Raw genomic sequence first — 16,507 nt, 5'->3', positions numbered from 1 at the left:
GTAACATTCGTTGACATAGATACTAACATAAACACTGACTGCGGGGCGGGCCGGGAGTTCCCCCCTCGCCCGTAACGCAGGCAAAGCCTGCACGGTAAAATGAAAGGAGATTAATCATGGCAAAGACAACAAGAATGACGGTTGCACAGGCTATCGTTAAATTTTTAGATAATCAGTATGTATCCATGGACGGCGTGGAGACAAAATTTGTAGAAGGTTTCTTCACCATTTTCGGACACGGTATTGCAGTGGGCCTTGGAGAGGCTCTGGATACTGATCCGGGACAGTTAAGAGTTATGCAGGGAAGAAACGAACAGGGCATGTGCCACGTGGCAACAGCATTTGCAAAGCAGAATAACAGAAAGAGCATCATTCCCTGTGCCTCCTCTGTAGGCCCCGGAGCTGCCAACATGGTGACAGCCTGCGCGACTGCCACAGTGAACAATATTCCGCTTCTGGTGTTCCCGGCTGATACCTTTGCATCCAGACAGCCTGACCCGGTTCTGCAGCAGTTAGAGCAGAGCAGCAGCCTGGCTACAACAACAAATGATGCATTTAAGCCGGTATGCAAATACTGGGATAGGATCACACGTCCGGAACAGCTTATGACAGCACTGATCAACGCAATGCGCGTGCTGACAGATCCCTCTGAGACAGGTGCCTGCTGTATCGCCCTTCCCCAGGATGTAGAGGGTGAATCTTATGATTACCCGGATTATTTCTTTGAGAAACGCGTACACAGGATCACACGTCCTGTAGCTGTGGAAGAAGAACTGGAAGATGTAGCTGAAATCATTGCAAACGCAAAGAGACCTCTGCTTATTGTAGGCGGCGGTGTGAAATATTCTGAAGCCGGTGAGACAGTTGAGAAATTCTGCGAGGAATTCCATATTCCATTCGGCGAGAGCCAGGCAGGAAAGAGTGCGTGCCAGACGAGCAATCCTTACTGCCTAGGCGGTATCGGCGTCACAGGTACCCTGGCATCCAATGTCATTGCAAAAGATGCTGACGTAGTGATCGCTGTAGGCTCCAGACTTTCCGACTTCACCACAAGCTCCAAGCACTTGTTCAGAAATGATGACGTGAAATTTGTCACCATTAACAACAATAGATACCATGCATACAAGATGGACGCTGTAAAGGCCATCGGTGATGCAAAAGTGACTGTGGAAGCCCTGGCTGAAAAGCTCCGCGCAAAAGGATATGTTTCTTCCTACAACGGAGAGATCGAAGCAGCCAAGGAGGCATGGGATAAAGAGTGGGATCGTCTGGCAGGGATTGAATACACAGGCGATGACTTTGAGCCGATCATCAAGGCAAGAGACCCGAGAACAGTTCCTGAATTTGTAAAACTGACAAACGGTAAGATCACACAGACTGCAGCCCTGGCAGCTATCAACAAGACCATTGACAAGGACGCTACCATCATCACAGCAGGCGGTTCCCTTCCCAGTTGTATGCAGCGTATGTGGAGAACAGACAAGAGAGGCGGATATCATGCAGAGTACGGCTATTCCTGCATGGGCTACGAAGTTGCAGCCACTCTGGGCGTAAAATTTGCAGAGCCGGACAATGAAGTATACTGCGTAGTAGGTGACTCCAGCTTCCAGATGCTCCACAGTGAGATCATGACCATCATGCAGGAGAGAAAGAAAGTAAACATTTTAGTATTCGACAACTGCGGATTCGGCTGTATCAACAACCTGGAGATGAACCACGGTATCGGAAGTATTGCCACAGAGTTCCGTTATACAGACGGAAAGAAACCTACCGGAGATCTGATCCCTGTAGACTACGCAAAAATCGGTGAGGGCTATGGCCTGAAGACATATACCTGCAAAACCATCGCTGAACTGGTTGACGCACTTGAGGATGCGAAGAAACAGGAGATTGCCTGCCTCTTTGACCTGAAAGTAATTCCAAAAACCATGACAGACGGTTACGAATCCTGGTGGAACGTAGGAATCGCTACCACATCTGACAAGGACAGTGTAAAGAAAGCCTGCGAAGGCGTTATGACAGGACGTAATGAGTCCAGAGCTTATTGATCTTATATAAAAACAGGATGCCGCACGGACCCATCCGCTCTCAACACGGCCGCCCTTTTCCTTAACCGGAATAACAGCGGCAGTGCAGGGAAATCGGGCCGGTGCGGCAAAACCAGATGCCGCAGTCGGATACCGGATACCGGAGGGCTGCCGCAGGATAACAGCATGTAAAAGAAGATGGATGATCCCTTACGGTCTGTTAGGGATATGAACCATAAATATATTGTAGCAGGAGGATATTAGATATGGGAAAAGTGTTTGGATACCCGGAGTTTGACGCAAACGGTGAAAAGATTCTGACAACTTATGACAACGAATATAAAGACATGATGATGGATATCCGTGTTTACCGCATGAAAGCCGGTGAGACCAGATCCTTCAAAAGAGACGGTGAGGAAGTGGCTGTACTTCTGCTCTCCGGAAAGATCGTTTATACATGGGAAGGAAATGAGGAGGCTGTCAGCAGAAAAGACGTATTCACAGAGGGTCCTTGGTGTGTACATGTGTGCACAGGATCAGAGGTACATGTAACTGCAGAAGCGGATTCCGAGATATTAGTACAGTGCACAAAGAACAATACAGAGTTTGCCGCTAAATTATATAGGCCGGAGGATGCTCCCTGGGGCTATTCCTGCAAAGGTAAATTCGGCAATGTTGCCAAGAGAAGAGTCAACACGATCTTTGACCATGATATCGCTCCCTGGTCCAACATGGTATTAGGGGAAGTCCTCAACGACAGAGGAAACTGGTCAGGATATCTGCCCCACAGACATCCCCAGCCGGAGACTTATTACTTCATGTTTGACCGTCCGGAAGGTTTTGGAGCCAGCTTTGTGGGAGATCAGGTCTTCAAGAGCACCGACGGAAGCTTTTCCGCAATCCCGGGCGGTGAGCTGCATCCTCAGGCAGTGGCTCCGGGATTCCAGATGTACACCTGCTGGATGATCCGCCATATTGAAGGAAATCCATGGCTGCAGACAGACCGCTGTGAGGATGAGCGTTACACCTGGCTTCACGACGCTGAGTTTTAAGAAATCCCGTAACTGTTCTTCACAGTTACAGGCAAAAATCCATGCAGAATTGCCTTTGGCGATGGGATTTTTACTTGGCCGTGGAACACTTTCTTATGGTCAGCGCAGTGAATGCGCAGACTTGTTGAATGGTTAAGAAATCCCATATAAAAAAATAGAGAATAAGAAAAAGGAGTACACGATTATGGCAAGAGAATTTATCGTACCGGGTCAGATCATTTCCGGTTCAGGCGCATTAAATATGGCAGAGACAGTATTAAAAGGACTGGGAAAAAAAGCCCTTATTGTTACAGATAAAGTGATGATCCAGCTTGGAAACTGTGCAAAAGTTGAGGCGGCTCTGAAAAATCAGGGTGTTGCATATGCGATCTACTCTGAGATCGTAGGCGAGCCTACAGATACCATGATTGAAAATGGCCTGAAATTATACAAAGAGGAAGGCTGCGACTTCCTGGTAGCCCTGGGCGGAGGAAGTCCCATTGATTCCATGAAAGCCATCGGTTCTCTGGTTATAAACGGAGGAAATATTTCTGATTACATGGGAAAAGTGATTGATGTGGAGGTACCTCCTATGGTAGCGATTCCCACCACAGCAGGAACCGGTTCTGAAGCTACACAGTTCACGATCATCACAGATACAAAGAAAAATATCAAAATGCTGTTAAAGGGCAAAGTCCTGATGCCGAGCCTGGCCATCATTGACCCGCAGTTCACCATGACCGCACCGCCTAAGATCACAGCAGCTACAGGTCTGGATGCTTTATGCCACGCAGTGGAGGCCTATACATCCAGAAAAGCACAGACTCTTTCCGATACTTTTGCTATGTCAGCAGTAAAACGTATCTTCAAATATCTGCCGGCAGCATTCAAGGACGGTAGCAATGAGGAAGCCAGAGTACAGATGTCTGTAGCAGCTCTTGAGGCTGGTATCGCATTCAACAACGCATCTGTTACCATTATCCACGGAATGAGCCGTCCAATCGGCGCCCTGTTCCATGTAGCACATGGTCTTTCCAATGCCATGCTGTTAAAAGAGTGCCTGACCTTTGCACTGGAAGGCGCATATGACCGTTTTGCAGAACTGGGACGCGCAGTTGGCGTTGCAGCAGATACGGATTCTGACAAAGAAGCAAGTGAAAAATTCCTGGCAGCAGTGGATGCTATAGCAAAAGAGCTGGAAACACCTACACTGGCTGAATTTGGGATTGATAAAGACGAGTTCTTTAAAGTGATCGATAAGATGGCATTTGATGCTATGGACAGCGGAAGTCCACAGAATACTATGAGAGATGTTACTGAGGATGATGTGAAACAGATTTATAAGAATTTGTGGTAATTCAATAGATAGTATGAAGCTCCAAGGACCGGTGGGCGTATCGGTTTCTGGGGCTTTTTTGAGGAACAGATGGGGAATGGGAAGGCGGACGGAAGTGATTGGGAGAGGGCCGGGGGAGGGAGAAACCTGTGAGCGAAGCGTTCCGCTGCCACGGAGCTAACCTGCTCCCATCTACTAAATTCATCGGCAATGGCCTCTTCATTAAGTAGCTGGGGCAGGTGGATCTCCGCGGCGCTCCACTAAAACATCGCTCACAGGTTTCTCCCTCCCCCGGCCCTCTCCCAATCACTTCCTGTTCTTCACTGACCGCGGGTTTGCTAGATGATTTACTCTTATAGAGTCAAAGGCAAGAGATGAAAGTCTATATGCAATGGTTTTATGCTTCCGGCAGAGAAAACCAGGGCTGTTGGGGGTGGGGGCTGTGCTCCTGTGGCAGACATTGCGGGAGAGAGCCTGAAAATCCAGCGCTTACGGAGACTTGGCACGAAGCCTTTGCTGAGCGTCTTAGCCGCAGTTAGCGCTTAGTTGAAGGGGAACGAAGCTGGCTGCCACAGGAGCACAGCCCCCACCCCCAACAGCCCGTCCGTGTTGCAAAAAAAGTTCCGCCATCACACACAGTATTGTAAGAAATAGCAGAAAATGTTAAAATTAGGACAGAAAAAACAAAATGAGGGAATGTGGAATGCGAAAGCGTAAGAGATGCCTTCTTCTGGCTGCAGTGTGCCTGTTATGTATTGGCGGCTGCGCCGGGAAGGATGTGCAAGAACCGGAAGGGGAGTTTATCATAGGGGTTGTGACAAAATCCAGAAACAGCGAATACTGGATGTCCGTCAATGCCGGTATGGAGAAGGCTGCCAAAGAGATGAACGTGAAAACAGTCATTCTCTCCCCAGACACCGAGACGGATAAAAAAATACAAAAGAAAATGATCCGGGACCTGCTGAAAATGAAGGTGGATGCCTTGGCTGTGTCCCCCATTGATTCTAATGATAATCAGGACTATTATCTGCAGGCTCAGGAACTGGAGATCCCGGTATACTCTTACGATACCCCCATTGCGGATGTGGAGGTACCCTATATTGGCATTGACAATGAGAAAGTGGGGTATGAGCTTGCCAAGGTTCTTGCTGAGGAGATGGGGCATAAAGGGAATATTGCCATCATTGCAGGCAGCAGGGAACAGACGTCCCACGAAAAAAGGATTGCCGGGTTTGAAAAGTATATGGAGCAGGAACCGGATATGCATATTGAGGTGGAGAAGAGTGGGTACAGCAACCTGCGGGTGTCGGAACAGGAGATGGCCGAGATTCAGAGCAACTATCCGGATCTGGACGGTATTATGACCACCAGCGCAGTGACGGCGCTGGGGCTTGCAGAGGCTACCAAAGGAAGCGGTATTGCCATAGCCTCTGTGGATGACCAGGAGGATGCTATCCGGGCAGTGGAGGAAGGACGCATCACTGTGCTGGGCGCCCAGTCCGGCTATGATATCGGATATGAGACCGTGAAATATATTGTGAATGATAAAAAAGGGGTAAAACAGGACCGGGAAAAGATTTTGGTCACACAAATACTGACCCGGGAAAACGTGGAAGATTACCAGAACCTAAAAAAATGACACAAAAATCTAAAAATAATCCCAGTCATAAAGCGGGAGGCGGAGTCGTGCTGAAAAATGGGAATATTTTTAGAACCATATAAGAAAAAACGTAAAAATAAAACTAAGGAATCTAAAATTTCTATTACTAGGATTTTCCCTGCAAAAAGGTAAAATAAAATCATCAAAAGGATGATTCAAAGAAAGGCAGGGAAATAAAATGGGAAAAGAATTAGCGCAAAAAATAACCGGAGGCAAGCTGTCGTGGGGAACCAGACTGTCTTATGCCAGCGGTGATGTGGCGTGTAACGTTGTGTTCGGAATGATCGGCACGCTGCTTACTCTGTTCTACACAGATTATGTGGGAATCAGCCCGGCTACCGTAGGTTTGATGATGCTGCTGTCAAGGCTTTTTGACGGTGTGTCTGACCTGATCATGGGTGTTATCGTGGAACGTACCAATTCCAAATGGGGAAAATCAAGACCGTGGATCCTCTGGATGAGCGTACCCTTTGCTTTGTCGGCAGTTCTGCTGTTCACAGTGCCGCATACCACAGGAATGCTTCAGTTCCTCTATTTGTTCGTAACTTATAACTTCTGTACAACAGTCTGTTATACAGCCATCAATCTTCCTTACGGAAGTCTCTCAGCCATGATGACCAGGGTTTCTTCTGAGAGAGATATGCTGAGTGTTGTGAGAATGGGACTTTCCCCTATCGGTAAGATCATTGCTGCAACCTGTACACTTCCAATCGTTAAATTGTTTGGAGATGACCAGGCAGCATGGGTTAAGACAATGTCCATCTGGGCAGTTCTGGCATTGATCCTTCTTCTTGTATGCTTCTTCAAATGTGAGGAGACAGTCAGGATCGAAGCCAAAGAAAAAGCAGCGAAAGTACCTCTTGGAAAAGGCTTTGCAGCACTTTTCAAAAACCAGTATTTCTGGGCTGTTCTGGTATTGTGGATGGTACAGAGTGTTTCCTTTGGTATCTCCGGAACCATTTTACCGTACTACTGCAAATACATATTCGGAAATGACACATGGATGTACAGTGCACTGTTCCTTACGGAGACATTGACACTGGTAGCAGGTATCTTCGCCTGTACACCGCTTATCCGTAAGTTTGGAAAACGTAATATCGCTCTTGTAGGTTCACTGATCGCACTGGCAGGACAGCTTCTGTTCTTCCTGAATCCTTACAGCTTCCCATGGATGGTGATGAGCTGCGTGGCACGTGCCATCGGCCTGGCTCCTCTGAATGCAGTTGTATTCGGTATGGTAGGAGACGTGGTGGAATTCGGACAGTGGAAAACACATATCAGACAGGAAAGTCTTATTTTTGCAGGTGGTTCCATTGGAACAAAAGTAGGCGCAGGACTTGCATCAGCAGCAATGACAGGACTTCTCTCTCTGGCAGGGTATGTAAGCTCCTCAGTGGGAACCGCAGTACAGCCGGAAACAGCGCTTAACATGATCGTGAACATTTATAAATTCGGACCAATTCTGATCGCAGTTGTGGCATTTGTTACACTTGCACTGTACAAATTGGATAAGATGTACCCGGATATTATGAAGGAGTTAATTGAACGTGAATCAAGAGGGGAGTTATAAAATATGAAAGAGCGTACATTGATCACTATCAGCCGTCAGTATGGCAGCGGCGGTAAGGAAATCGCCGAACTGCTTGCAAAAAAAATGGAGACCCGCTGTTATGACAGACAGATTCTGTATTTGGCAGCAGAGAAACTGGGGGACTCAGACCTGGATATGGACACGATCCTGGATATGTCTTATAAAATGCCGGACAACAGCATGGGTTCCTTCATGGAGGGTGTGAATTCCCTGGGATATGAGACCATTCCTTCTTATAATAAGATGTACCGGGAACAGGCCAAAGTTATCCGCAAAATAGCGGAAAAGGAAAGCGCTGTATTCCTGGGAAGATGCGCCGATGTGGTTCTGAAAGATTTTCCGGAATGTTATAATTTCTTCATCTATGCAGACGAAGAATTCAGAAGAGAAAGAGCAAAAGAGTTTTATGGAAATAAATCCATCAAAGAACTGGAAAAAGAGAACAAAACCCGTGAACGTTATTACAATTACTATACAGGGCAGAAATGGGGAGAACCTCTGAATTATGACTTGATGATCAACACAAGCAGATTTTCCGTCCAGAAGGCAGCAGACCTTATCTGGGATTATGTGATGAGCAGTCAGGATGAGTAACAGAAAAGAGGCGCAGCTGTTTAGCCACCTTCGTAGCAGGCGAAAAGTTAAGCAGGACCGCCTTTGGCAAAGTTCAATATACATTTTCAATTATATTCAATATCAAAGAAAGAGGTAAGTAAACATGAAAAAAGTAAAAGTAGGTATCGCAGGATTAGGAAGATTAGGAAAAGTACACGCAAATAATATTGCATTTAAGATTCCAAACGCAGAGCTGACAGCAGCCTGCTCCATTATGCCGGCAGAGCTGGAATACGCAAAAAAGGAGCTGGGTGTGAAAGAAGTTTATTCTGACTACCGTGAGATGCTGGAAAAAGCAGACATTGATGCAGTAGCGATCGTTACCACAAGCGGTGAGCACTGCTGGCAGATCGCGGCAGCTCTGGATGCCGGAAAGCATGTATTTTCAGACAAACCGCTGGGCGTTACGGTTGAGGAGTGCAAGCTGGCAGAGGAGGCGGTTGAGCGCCATCCGGAACTGGCATTCTTTTTAGGGTTCATGCGCCGCTTTGACCCTTCTTATGCTTACGCAAAGAAGAAAATTGAGGAAGGTGCAATCGGAACTCCATACATGGTAAAAGCTACCGGCATTGACCCGGAAGCATTGGTTGAGGGTGCGATCAAATTTGCAGCTACCAGCGGCGGTATCTTCATTGACATGGCAATCCATGACATTGACCTGATGAGATGGTTCTTAGGCTCTGACCCTGTGGAGGTTTATGCGACAGGAGCAACCTTCAAACATCCGGAATTCAAAGAAGCAGGTGATGACGAGACAGGTGTTGCTATGTACCGTTGTGAAAACGGCGCGTTGGGATTTGTACATGTGGGACGTACCGCAGCACACGGCTACCATGTTGAGACAGAGATCATTGGTACAGAAGGTTCTCTCCGCATCAGCCCGGTTCCGGAGAAAAACCTGTGCATGATTTATGACAAAAACGGTGCGGTTGTTGAGTGTGTCAGCGGATTCCCGGAGAGATTCGCAGAGTCTTATCAGTTAGAGATGCAGGAGTTTATCAACTGTGTAGAATCCGGCAGAAAACCGGAAGTGACCGTATATGACGGAACAAAATCCACCCAGATTGGCTTTGCTACTACAGAAGCATGGAAAAAAGGCGGAATCGTTAAAATCGAATACTGATCCGCACTCATATTGTTTAGAGGAAGACCTTTATAAATTCGGAAGTGTGCTGTTTTTTTGCAGCACACTTCTGTTATTCGTTAAGGAAAAATTCCTTCTTATTGTACACAGGCCACTGTACCGGGAGGCGTTTTCATGCTGAAAGCATGAAAATCCCGAGGCAGCCAGCGCGATATGGGGCAGAATGCCCCATATCTGTGCATCGCGAAGCGTGTTCCTGGACACAGAGTGAACAATAACAAGTCCTTCGGACAGAAGGCGGATCAGTGGCTGCGGGGCGTGATTTCTAGTAGGTTCTATGTTATAATGTACGCATAAGCAACGTGCATCAGCATGTATGGACAGCAAAGGAGAGAGTATGCGGCAAAGTATCAGAAGCAAGGTGCTGCTGGCAATTCTGGCGGTGACTATGGTTACCGCCTGTTCCATCACGGTGGTTTTTTATTTCAAATCAGCAGGTATGATAGAGGAGAATTATTCCACGAACCTCTATGGCAGGGTGAAGCAGACGGTCACATCCCTGGATGACTCTCTGCAGGAAATTTATTATATCAACGTAAAAGCGGCCAGTGATATTAATATGGTAAAATGCGTAAAAGAATACAGGGCATCAGGGGAAAATGAGGCGCTGGATGAGATCGCAGAACTTCTCAGAAATTACCGCACGGAATACAAGGACCTGAGTTCTCTTTATTTCATTTTTCCGGATGAGAGGATCGCCGTCACATCGGAGGATTATCCGGTTTGTAAAAGGGATATACCGGAGGACGAGATAGAAAAGATCCGCCGTGCAGAGGCGGAGGAGGCTGTCCCCATCATGTTTGGAGATATGGTCCATGAAACGGGAAAACAGCTTTCCTGCATCCAGTCAGTGGCTGATCAGGATGGCACTGTGCTGGGATATATGCTGGCAAATACAGAGGAGAGGACACTGTTCTATGAATATCTGGAACCCGTGTATGATGATAAGGTATCCCAGGCATTGATTCTGGATAAAAATAAAGAAATTGTCACAAGTAAGGATTATGAGAGTGTGGGACAGGTCTATGAAGGGAAAGACCGGCTCCCGGCAGTCAGCGGCATTGAGAATCAGGATGCAAAGGAAATCCGTATTTTTTACCAGGGAGCATTTTCAAAATGCGGTCTTTACATGGATATCCAGAAAAGCCAGGTCTTGCGGGATTTAAAGCAGATGCAGATTTTTTTGGTGGCCATTTTCTTTCTCTTTCTTATGATCGGGGGCATTCTTGCCACCTCCATCACGAGAGCCATGTACAAACCCATTAAGAATATGACAAATACGGTGGAAAAAGTCAGCAAGGGGGATTTGAGCCTTCGCGTAGATGTGACCACAGAGGATGAGATCGGAACTCTGTGCAGGGAATTCAATCACATGCTGGATAATCTGGAGGATTTGATCGCCAGAGTGATTGAGGAGGAAAGGCTGAAAAAAGACGCAGAACTGGAAGCACTGCAGTATCAGATCACCCCTCATTTTATGTACAACACGCTAAATTCCATCAAGTACGCTGCCCTGATCAAAGGGGAAAAGGAACTGGGGGCATTGATCGGGGATTTTGTGGAGCTGCTTCAGGCCAGCATCAATAAAAAAGGAACTTTTATTTCCGTGGCGGATGAACTGCATATTCTGAAGAATTATATTCATCTGCAGGAGTTCCGTTATCAGGGAAGTTTTGACGTGGAGTACGATATTGCCAAGGAAGCCTGCGGATGTTATATTCCGAGACTGATCCTGCAGCCTTTGGTGGAGAACGCCATACTCCATGGAATTGATATGAAGGGCGGCAATGGCCGTCTGATCATCCGGGGAAGAGTAGAAGGCACGCGTCTGACCCTGTCTGTCATTGACAACGGACGGGGAATGACAAAAGAGCAGATAGAGACACTGCTTTCCAGCAAAGCCAAGAAGACGAACGGTCTCAGCGCCATTGGAGTGCCCAATGTGAGGGAGCGTCTGGAGCTTTATTATGAGGCGGAGGGCGGTATTATATATGAGAGTAGTGAGAACGGGACCACTGCCACTATTTTCCTTCCGGCAGACAGGGAAGTGAATATTTGACAGACAGATAAATTGTGACAAAGGGGAAGATGCCTATGTTTCGTACATTGTTAGTGGATGACGATTTTTTGGTCAGGAGTTATTTGAAAACTCTGAGTGCCTGGGAAAAAGCGGGGTATGAGGTGGTAAAGGATGTGCAGGACGGCGAGGAGGCGCTGCACATTATGGAGGAAGAGAAGATTGATGTGGTCATCACAGACATCTCCATGCCGCTCATGGACGGTATTGAGCTTATACGGCATATCAGAGAAGAAAAGGAAAATATATACATTATGGTACTGAGCTGCCATGATGATTTTGAGTATGTCAAGGAGGCCATGCGTCTGGGGGCGGATGAGTATATTCTAAAAAACACCCTGGACGAGGACACGCTCTTTGAGATCCTGGAGAAGTCCAGGCATCAGATTGAGACAAGGCTTGAGAAAAGCAGCCAGCAGGAGCAGACCAGGAAATTGATACGAATGGGAAGCCATACTCTGAAATACCACTTCTTCAACGGCATCCTCTCCGGCACTTTAAACGGTCAGGAGAGGGAGGAAAAGCGGGCAGAAGCCGGTATCAGAGGGCGTTTCCAGAACAGTGCAGTCATTAATATGTTCATGCACGAATGGAATGACCAGAACCAGATATGGAGCCCTCTGGAGGCGGAACAGTATTCCCAGGGGTTCCGCCACGGGCTTATGACAGAGATGGAGGAGCTTCTGCAGGAGGACAGTGATCACGCGGAGATCATTTATCTGGGAGCAGGGATATTCTGCTGTTTTCTGGATATGTCATCTATGCGGAGAAGTTCGGTGATGCGTCAGCGCCTGACAAATGTGGCATCCGCCTGCTTTCGATACTGTAAAAAGGAGCCATATCATTTCGGGATCGGCGTGAGCAATATCTGTATCGGGGAGGAGGGGATCCGTCAGGCATACCAGCAGGCCAGGGAAATGATGAAGCTGAGCTTTTATGATGACAGTGATATCCTCTATTTTGACAATGGGAAAGAAATCAGTTCACAGATGCCCGCTGCTGCGGAAGAATTGTATGAACGGATAGAAATCCTGAAAGTGGGAAGAAAGCAGGAAGAACTGGCGGAAATGTGGAAGCGGGTAACAGACGCCTGTAAACGTTCCCACGTGGACAGCAAACTGGTCCTGCAGTGGCTCAGACGTCTGGATAAGAGGGCAGGTCTGGAGCGTAAGGCGGATTTTTACAGCAATGTGCACAGTATAGATGAACTGTGCAGGATTGCCGATCAATATGGACAGGACTTGTTTGCGGATAAGAAAATGGCCGTTCCGCCCGGGGTATCGGGGGCAGTGCGCCATGCCATTGAATTTATCAACAGCAGCTACAAAAACCCCATCAGCCTGCAGGATGCAGCGGAGGCGGCCGGAGTCAATCCTGCCTATCTAAGTTATCTGTTCAAACAGGAGATGCAGATCGGATTTTCCAATTATCTGCAGGAGTGCAGAATGGAATGCGCGAAAGAACTTCTCTGCACGACCAATTATAAAATTAAGGATGTGGCGTCAGAGGCAGGATTTAATGATTACCACTATTTTTCCAAAACGTTTAAGAAGCTCAATGACTGCAGCCCGGCGGATTACCGGAGGGAACACCAGTAGCCGGGGAATCAGGGGGACTTCTAAAAAAAAGACACAAAAATATTCCACATTCTCTGATGTGATGAAAACAACACATGAAAATACAACAAAGCTAAAAATATTTCCGATTTCAGACATGGTGAATTTCTGATATCCTTTATTTAAGAACAAAGGAACGGCCCGCTGGGGAGTTTGATAAGTAAAGGAGAATAGATCATGTTTAATAAGGAAAAAGTAAAATTAGGAATCGCACCGATCGCATGGACCAATGATGACCTTCCCGACCTGGGAAAAGAGAATACTTTTGAGCAGTGTGTCAGCGAGATGGCACTGGCAGGTTTCACAGGCTCAGAGGTGGGAAATAAATATCCGAAAGACCCGGAAGTGCTGAAAAAAGCTCTGGAACTCCGAGGAATTGAAATCTGCAACCAGTGGTTCTCTTCCTTCCTGATTACAAAACCTTTTGAGGAGGTGGAAAAAGAGTTCCGCGCACAGCTTGCTTTTTTAAAGGCAATGGGTTCCAAGATCATCGGCGCGTCCGAGCAGAGCCACAGCGTGCAGGGAATGCAGGACACCCCTATCTTCGGCCATAAATACGTGATGAATGATGAGGAATGGGAGACCTTCTGCACAGGAATGAACAAGCTTGGCAGGATCGCAAAAGAAGAGTACGGGATCAGTCTGACATTCCATCACCACATGGGGACAGTGGTACAGGACCCGGAAGAGGTGGAGCGCATGATGGCCANCCAAGATCATCGGCGCGTCCGAGCAGAGCCACAGCGTGCAGGGAATGCAGGACACCCCTATCTTCGGCCATAAATACGTGATGAATGATGAGGAATGGGAGACCTTCTGCACAGGAATGAACAAGCTTGGCAGGATCGCAAAAGAAGAGTACGGGATCAGTCTGACATTCCATCACCACATGGGGACAGTGGTACAGGACCCGGAAGAGGTGGAGCGCATGATGGCCAACACAGACCCGGAATATGTAAGCCTGTTATTTGATACGGGCCATTTCACCTACTGCGGGGCAGACCCTCTGGAGATGGTGAAGAAATACGTGGGCAGGATCAAACACGTACATCTGAAGGATATCCGTCCGGAAGTGGTGGAGAAAGTAAAGAAAGAGAATTTAAGCTTCCTGGAAGGCGTGCGCCTTGGAGCTTTCACCGTACCGGGTGACGGCTGCATAGACTTTGAACCGATTTTCAAAGTGCTGGAAGAGGCAGGATATGAAGGCTATATGCTGGTGGAGGCAGAGCAGGATCCTGCAAAGGCCAATCCACTGGAGTATGCCGTGAAGGCAAGAAAATTCATTGCTGAGAAGACAGGACTTTAAAAACGGTATGTACTGTCCCGACGGAGATCGCAGCCTCCAAAAGGACAGTTTATATACAATAAATGCCCCTCTAATTGAATGATCACAGGTAACGATTCAGTAAGTCTATCCGTTTACTGCAGGCAAATATTTCATTACAGATGGTATCCTGTATGGAGTTTGCCTGTAGCTGTGAAGGCACGGAACCGTTATGATCGTGAAACAAAAAGATACTGCCGCAGAACAGGACCCAAAGGGAACTGTTTTGACGGCAGTATCTTTTTTTGTGGAATAGACTTGATGAGCCAGCTTTTTATTTGTCAGCTTAAAAATTTTACCCCGACCATGAGCAGTCCCAGAAGAGACAGCACTACGCCGGTGACGCGGTTAAGGGTTTTTGCAGGTGCTTTGTTTGCAAACAGAGCGGCAACCCTGGCGCCCAGAAAGGTAAACAGGATGCAGAAAAACAGTGCGCCTAGATCGGGCAGAGAACCATCAATGAAGAAATGGGAGGCAGCGCCTGTAAATGCGGTGAAAGCCATAATAAATACGCTTGTGCCAACAGCTGTCTTCAGTTCATAGCCCAGTACGCTTGTGAGAATGAGGAGCATCATCATACCGCCGCCGGCACCAATAAATCCGCATATAAAACCAATGACAGCTCCGCACAGAAGGGACTGTATGATCTTGGTCCTCTCACTTTTCTTTTCCTGTGCGCTTTTTTCTGTCATGACAGGGCGTATGATAAATTTAATACCCAGGAGCAGTGTCATGAATACAGAAAAGTTGCCCATGGTGGTGCCGGGAAGCAGGGATGCAATGTAACTTCCGAACAGGGTAAATGCAAGGACAGAGAAAAGCATGATGATACCATGCCGGACATCCAGGTTTCCATGCTTTTTGTAGGTATAGGCTGAGACCGCAGATGCCAGTACATCGGATGCCAGGGCGATTCCCACGGCCTGATAGGGGTCAAAATGCAGGAAAGTGATCAGCATGGGAGAAATCACGGCAGCAGCGGATAGTCCGGCAAGTCCGGTTCCTATACCTGCCCCCATACCTGCAAGAAGATATACAATCAGTTTCAGAATCATTTTAAAGTGCCTCCTTAATGTTTTTCGCAATTTGTTGAAATGCCAGTCTGACTTCTTTTTTTCTTTCTTCCGGGATATCCCGGGTGATCAGGATAAAAACTTCCTCCTGGGCTTTTTTTAAATCGGCAAGTGCAGTGCCGGCCTCCGCAGTGAGCCGCAGATGTGTGATCCTTCGGTCCTTTAAATCCGTTGAAGTGGTCAGATAGTTTTTTTGGACCAGTATCTCTATGGATTTGGAGACGTAAGATTTTGCAATCCCCCGGATATTTACAATGTCTCTGGCTGTGTCGAAACCGGGATTGTTGCAGAGGAAGAGGAGGATGTCGGCCTCTGTTTTGGAAATTTCATAGAGGGCTGCGGTTTCGCCTATTTTCCGTGAATATAGCTGGTGGAAAAGCCAGCTTGTTGTTAGAGTGTCACTTAGTGTGTTCATTGGTACCTCCTGTTTGAAAAGGGTGGTGGAAGGTTCACAAAATAGTTCTATATAAAACTGTTCTTTATAGAACTATTATACGAAAAATAGTTCAGATGCCAATAAGAAATTGGTTTTATTGTTCCTGCAGTGGCATCCGGCTTTTTATGCTGGAATCCAGATTGAACTGGAGGGGGAGACGGAAAATCTTTTTTTCGAGAGCGAGCTCAGTTGGGAACAAAGCCAAAGGAAATTGATGTAGGAATAATTTGACGAGGTAAAGACCATGTGCGAGGCATTGGAAGAATTGATGAAGGATGAACTAGAAGCAAAAAAATCAGAAGGAAAGGCGGAATCTGTATTGGAACTGCTGCATGACCTGGGTGAAGTGTCTGAAAAGCTGCGAGATAAGATCATGGGACAGAAGGATACCGAGATTCTGAATCATTGGCTTAAATGTGCGGCAAAAGCTGAGACAATTGAGGAGTTTGAGCAAAAAATGCAGTAAGGCTGACATAAACCGGAAACAGTAACTAGAAAATGCAATTCCCATATGAGAATGCGGATATCTCTTGCACATTCTGCAAGGGGATTATATAATAGGCATAGACATTGCGTG

At 47.1% G+C, this 16,507-nt stretch carries 12 protein-coding genes and 2 pseudogenes; 12 read left to right on the top strand and 2 right to left on the bottom strand.

The features are described 5' to 3' along the window. Positions 1-116: 116 nt before the first annotated feature. From iolD to C6P39_RS05825, 11 genes and pseudogenes are all read left to right on the top strand, one after another. Positions 117-2,048: a 3D-(3,5/4)-trihydroxycyclohexane-1,2-dione acylhydrolase (decyclizing) gene (iolD, locus tag C6P39_RS05875; RefSeq protein ID WP_104803132.1), complete on the top strand. Its 1,932-nt coding sequence runs from the start codon at positions 117-119 to the stop codon at positions 2,046-2,048. Between the two features lie 245 nt (positions 2,049-2,293). Beyond that, positions 2,294-3,079 carry a 5-deoxy-glucuronate isomerase gene (locus C6P39_RS05870; protein ID WP_104803131.1) on the top strand — a complete coding sequence of 262 codons (786 nt, stop codon included), beginning with the start codon at positions 2,294-2,296 and terminating at the stop codon, positions 3,077-3,079. Between the two features lie 184 nt (positions 3,080-3,263). Next, entirely contained in the window at positions 3,264-4,415 is a 1,152-nt protein-coding gene (locus C6P39_RS05865) for an iron-containing alcohol dehydrogenase (RefSeq protein WP_104803130.1), read from the top strand. A gap of 682 nt (positions 4,416-5,097) precedes the next feature. Next, positions 5,098-6,033 carry a substrate-binding domain-containing protein gene (locus C6P39_RS05860; protein WP_095175467.1) on the top strand — a complete coding sequence of 312 codons (936 nt, stop codon included), beginning with the start codon at positions 5,098-5,100 and terminating at the stop codon, positions 6,031-6,033. 199 nt (positions 6,034-6,232) lie between these two features. After that, positions 6,233-7,624, top strand: a complete 1,392-nt coding sequence (locus tag C6P39_RS05855; RefSeq protein WP_095175466.1) for an MFS transporter — start codon at positions 6,233-6,235, stop codon at positions 7,622-7,624. A 3-nt stretch (positions 7,625-7,627) separates the two neighbouring features. After that, positions 7,628-8,239: a cytidylate kinase-like family protein gene (locus C6P39_RS05850; RefSeq protein ID WP_104803129.1), complete on the top strand. Its 612-nt coding sequence runs from the start codon at positions 7,628-7,630 to the stop codon at positions 8,237-8,239. 124 nt (positions 8,240-8,363) lie between these two features. Continuing rightward, positions 8,364-9,383 carry a Gfo/Idh/MocA family protein gene (locus C6P39_RS05845; RefSeq protein WP_095175464.1) on the top strand — a complete coding sequence of 340 codons (1,020 nt, stop codon included), beginning with the start codon at positions 8,364-8,366 and terminating at the stop codon, positions 9,381-9,383. Between the two features lie 358 nt (positions 9,384-9,741). Next, a complete protein-coding gene (locus C6P39_RS05840) occupies positions 9,742-11,463 on the top strand; it encodes a sensor histidine kinase (RefSeq protein WP_104803128.1) in 1,722 nt (573 codons plus the stop codon). A 35-nt stretch (positions 11,464-11,498) separates the two neighbouring features. Continuing rightward, the gene (locus C6P39_RS05835) at positions 11,499-13,079 is read left to right on the top strand and encodes a response regulator (protein ID WP_104803127.1); all 1,581 of its coding nucleotides are present in this window, start codon (positions 11,499-11,501) and stop codon (positions 13,077-13,079) included. Positions 13,080-13,274: 195 nt separating this feature from the next. Next, positions 13,275-13,799 (top strand): annotated as a pseudogene (locus C6P39_RS28240) (myo-inosose-2 dehydratase); the annotation flags it as partial. A gap of 10 nt (positions 13,800-13,809) precedes the next feature. Continuing rightward, a pseudogene (locus C6P39_RS05825) lies at positions 13,810-14,403 on the top strand (TIM barrel protein); the annotation flags it as partial. A gap of 299 nt (positions 14,404-14,702) precedes the next feature. Here the strand turns inward: C6P39_RS05825 and C6P39_RS05820 are convergent. Both C6P39_RS05820 and C6P39_RS05815 read right to left on the bottom strand, forming a co-directional pair. Beyond that, on the bottom strand, positions 14,703-15,476 hold the full coding sequence (locus C6P39_RS05820) for a sulfite exporter TauE/SafE family protein (protein WP_095175460.1): 774 nt from the start codon (positions 15,474-15,476) through the stop codon (positions 14,703-14,705). Position 15,477: 1 nt separating this feature from the next. Beyond that, a complete protein-coding gene (locus C6P39_RS05815) occupies positions 15,478-15,909 on the bottom strand; it encodes a MarR family winged helix-turn-helix transcriptional regulator (protein ID WP_104803125.1) in 432 nt (143 codons plus the stop codon). A 265-nt stretch (positions 15,910-16,174) separates the two neighbouring features. On the opposite strand from C6P39_RS05815, the gene C6P39_RS05810 reads away from it, so the two are divergent. Then, positions 16,175-16,396 carry a hypothetical protein gene (locus C6P39_RS05810; RefSeq protein WP_242986949.1) on the top strand — a complete coding sequence of 74 codons (222 nt, stop codon included), beginning with the start codon at positions 16,175-16,177 and terminating at the stop codon, positions 16,394-16,396. Positions 16,397-16,507: the final 111 nt, after the last annotated feature.

Source organism: Blautia marasmi (assembly GCF_900258535.1).
Classification (GTDB): Bacteria; Bacillota; Clostridia; order Lachnospirales; family Lachnospiraceae; genus Blautia; species Blautia hominis.
The sequence above is the reverse complement of the archived record's forward strand: the minus strand, read 5'-3'. Positions and strand labels throughout refer to the sequence as shown.

Bases quoted from the DNA above. Each gene is read 5' to 3' on its own strand.
- C6P39_RS05860 (WP_095175467.1), top strand. From the start codon at position 5,098: ATGCGAAAGCGTAAGAGATGCCTTCTTCTGGCTGCAGTGTGCCTGTTA.
- C6P39_RS05865 (WP_104803130.1), top strand. From the start codon at position 3,264: ATGGCAAGAGAATTTATCGTACCGGGTCAGATCATTTCCGGTTCAGGC.
- C6P39_RS05840 (WP_104803128.1), top strand. From the start codon at position 9,742: ATGCGGCAAAGTATCAGAAGCAAGGTGCTGCTGGCAATTCTGGCGGTG.
- iolD (WP_104803132.1), top strand. From the start codon at position 117: ATGGCAAAGACAACAAGAATGACGGTTGCACAGGCTATCGTTAAATTT.
- C6P39_RS05870 (WP_104803131.1), top strand. From the start codon at position 2,294: ATGGGAAAAGTGTTTGGATACCCGGAGTTTGACGCAAACGGTGAAAAG.
- C6P39_RS05815 (WP_104803125.1), bottom strand. From the start codon at position 15,909: ATGAACACACTAAGTGACACTCTAACAACAAGCTGGCTTTTCCACCAG.
- C6P39_RS05820 (WP_095175460.1), bottom strand. From the start codon at position 15,476: ATGATTCTGAAACTGATTGTATATCTTCTTGCAGGTATGGGGGCAGGT.
- C6P39_RS05855 (WP_095175466.1), top strand. From the start codon at position 6,233: ATGGGAAAAGAATTAGCGCAAAAAATAACCGGAGGCAAGCTGTCGTGG.
- C6P39_RS05810 (WP_242986949.1), top strand. From the start codon at position 16,175: ATGTGCGAGGCATTGGAAGAATTGATGAAGGATGAACTAGAAGCAAAA.
- C6P39_RS05835 (WP_104803127.1), top strand. From the start codon at position 11,499: ATGTTTCGTACATTGTTAGTGGATGACGATTTTTTGGTCAGGAGTTAT.
- C6P39_RS05845 (WP_095175464.1), top strand. From the start codon at position 8,364: ATGAAAAAAGTAAAAGTAGGTATCGCAGGATTAGGAAGATTAGGAAAA.
- C6P39_RS05850 (WP_104803129.1), top strand. From the start codon at position 7,628: ATGAAAGAGCGTACATTGATCACTATCAGCCGTCAGTATGGCAGCGGC.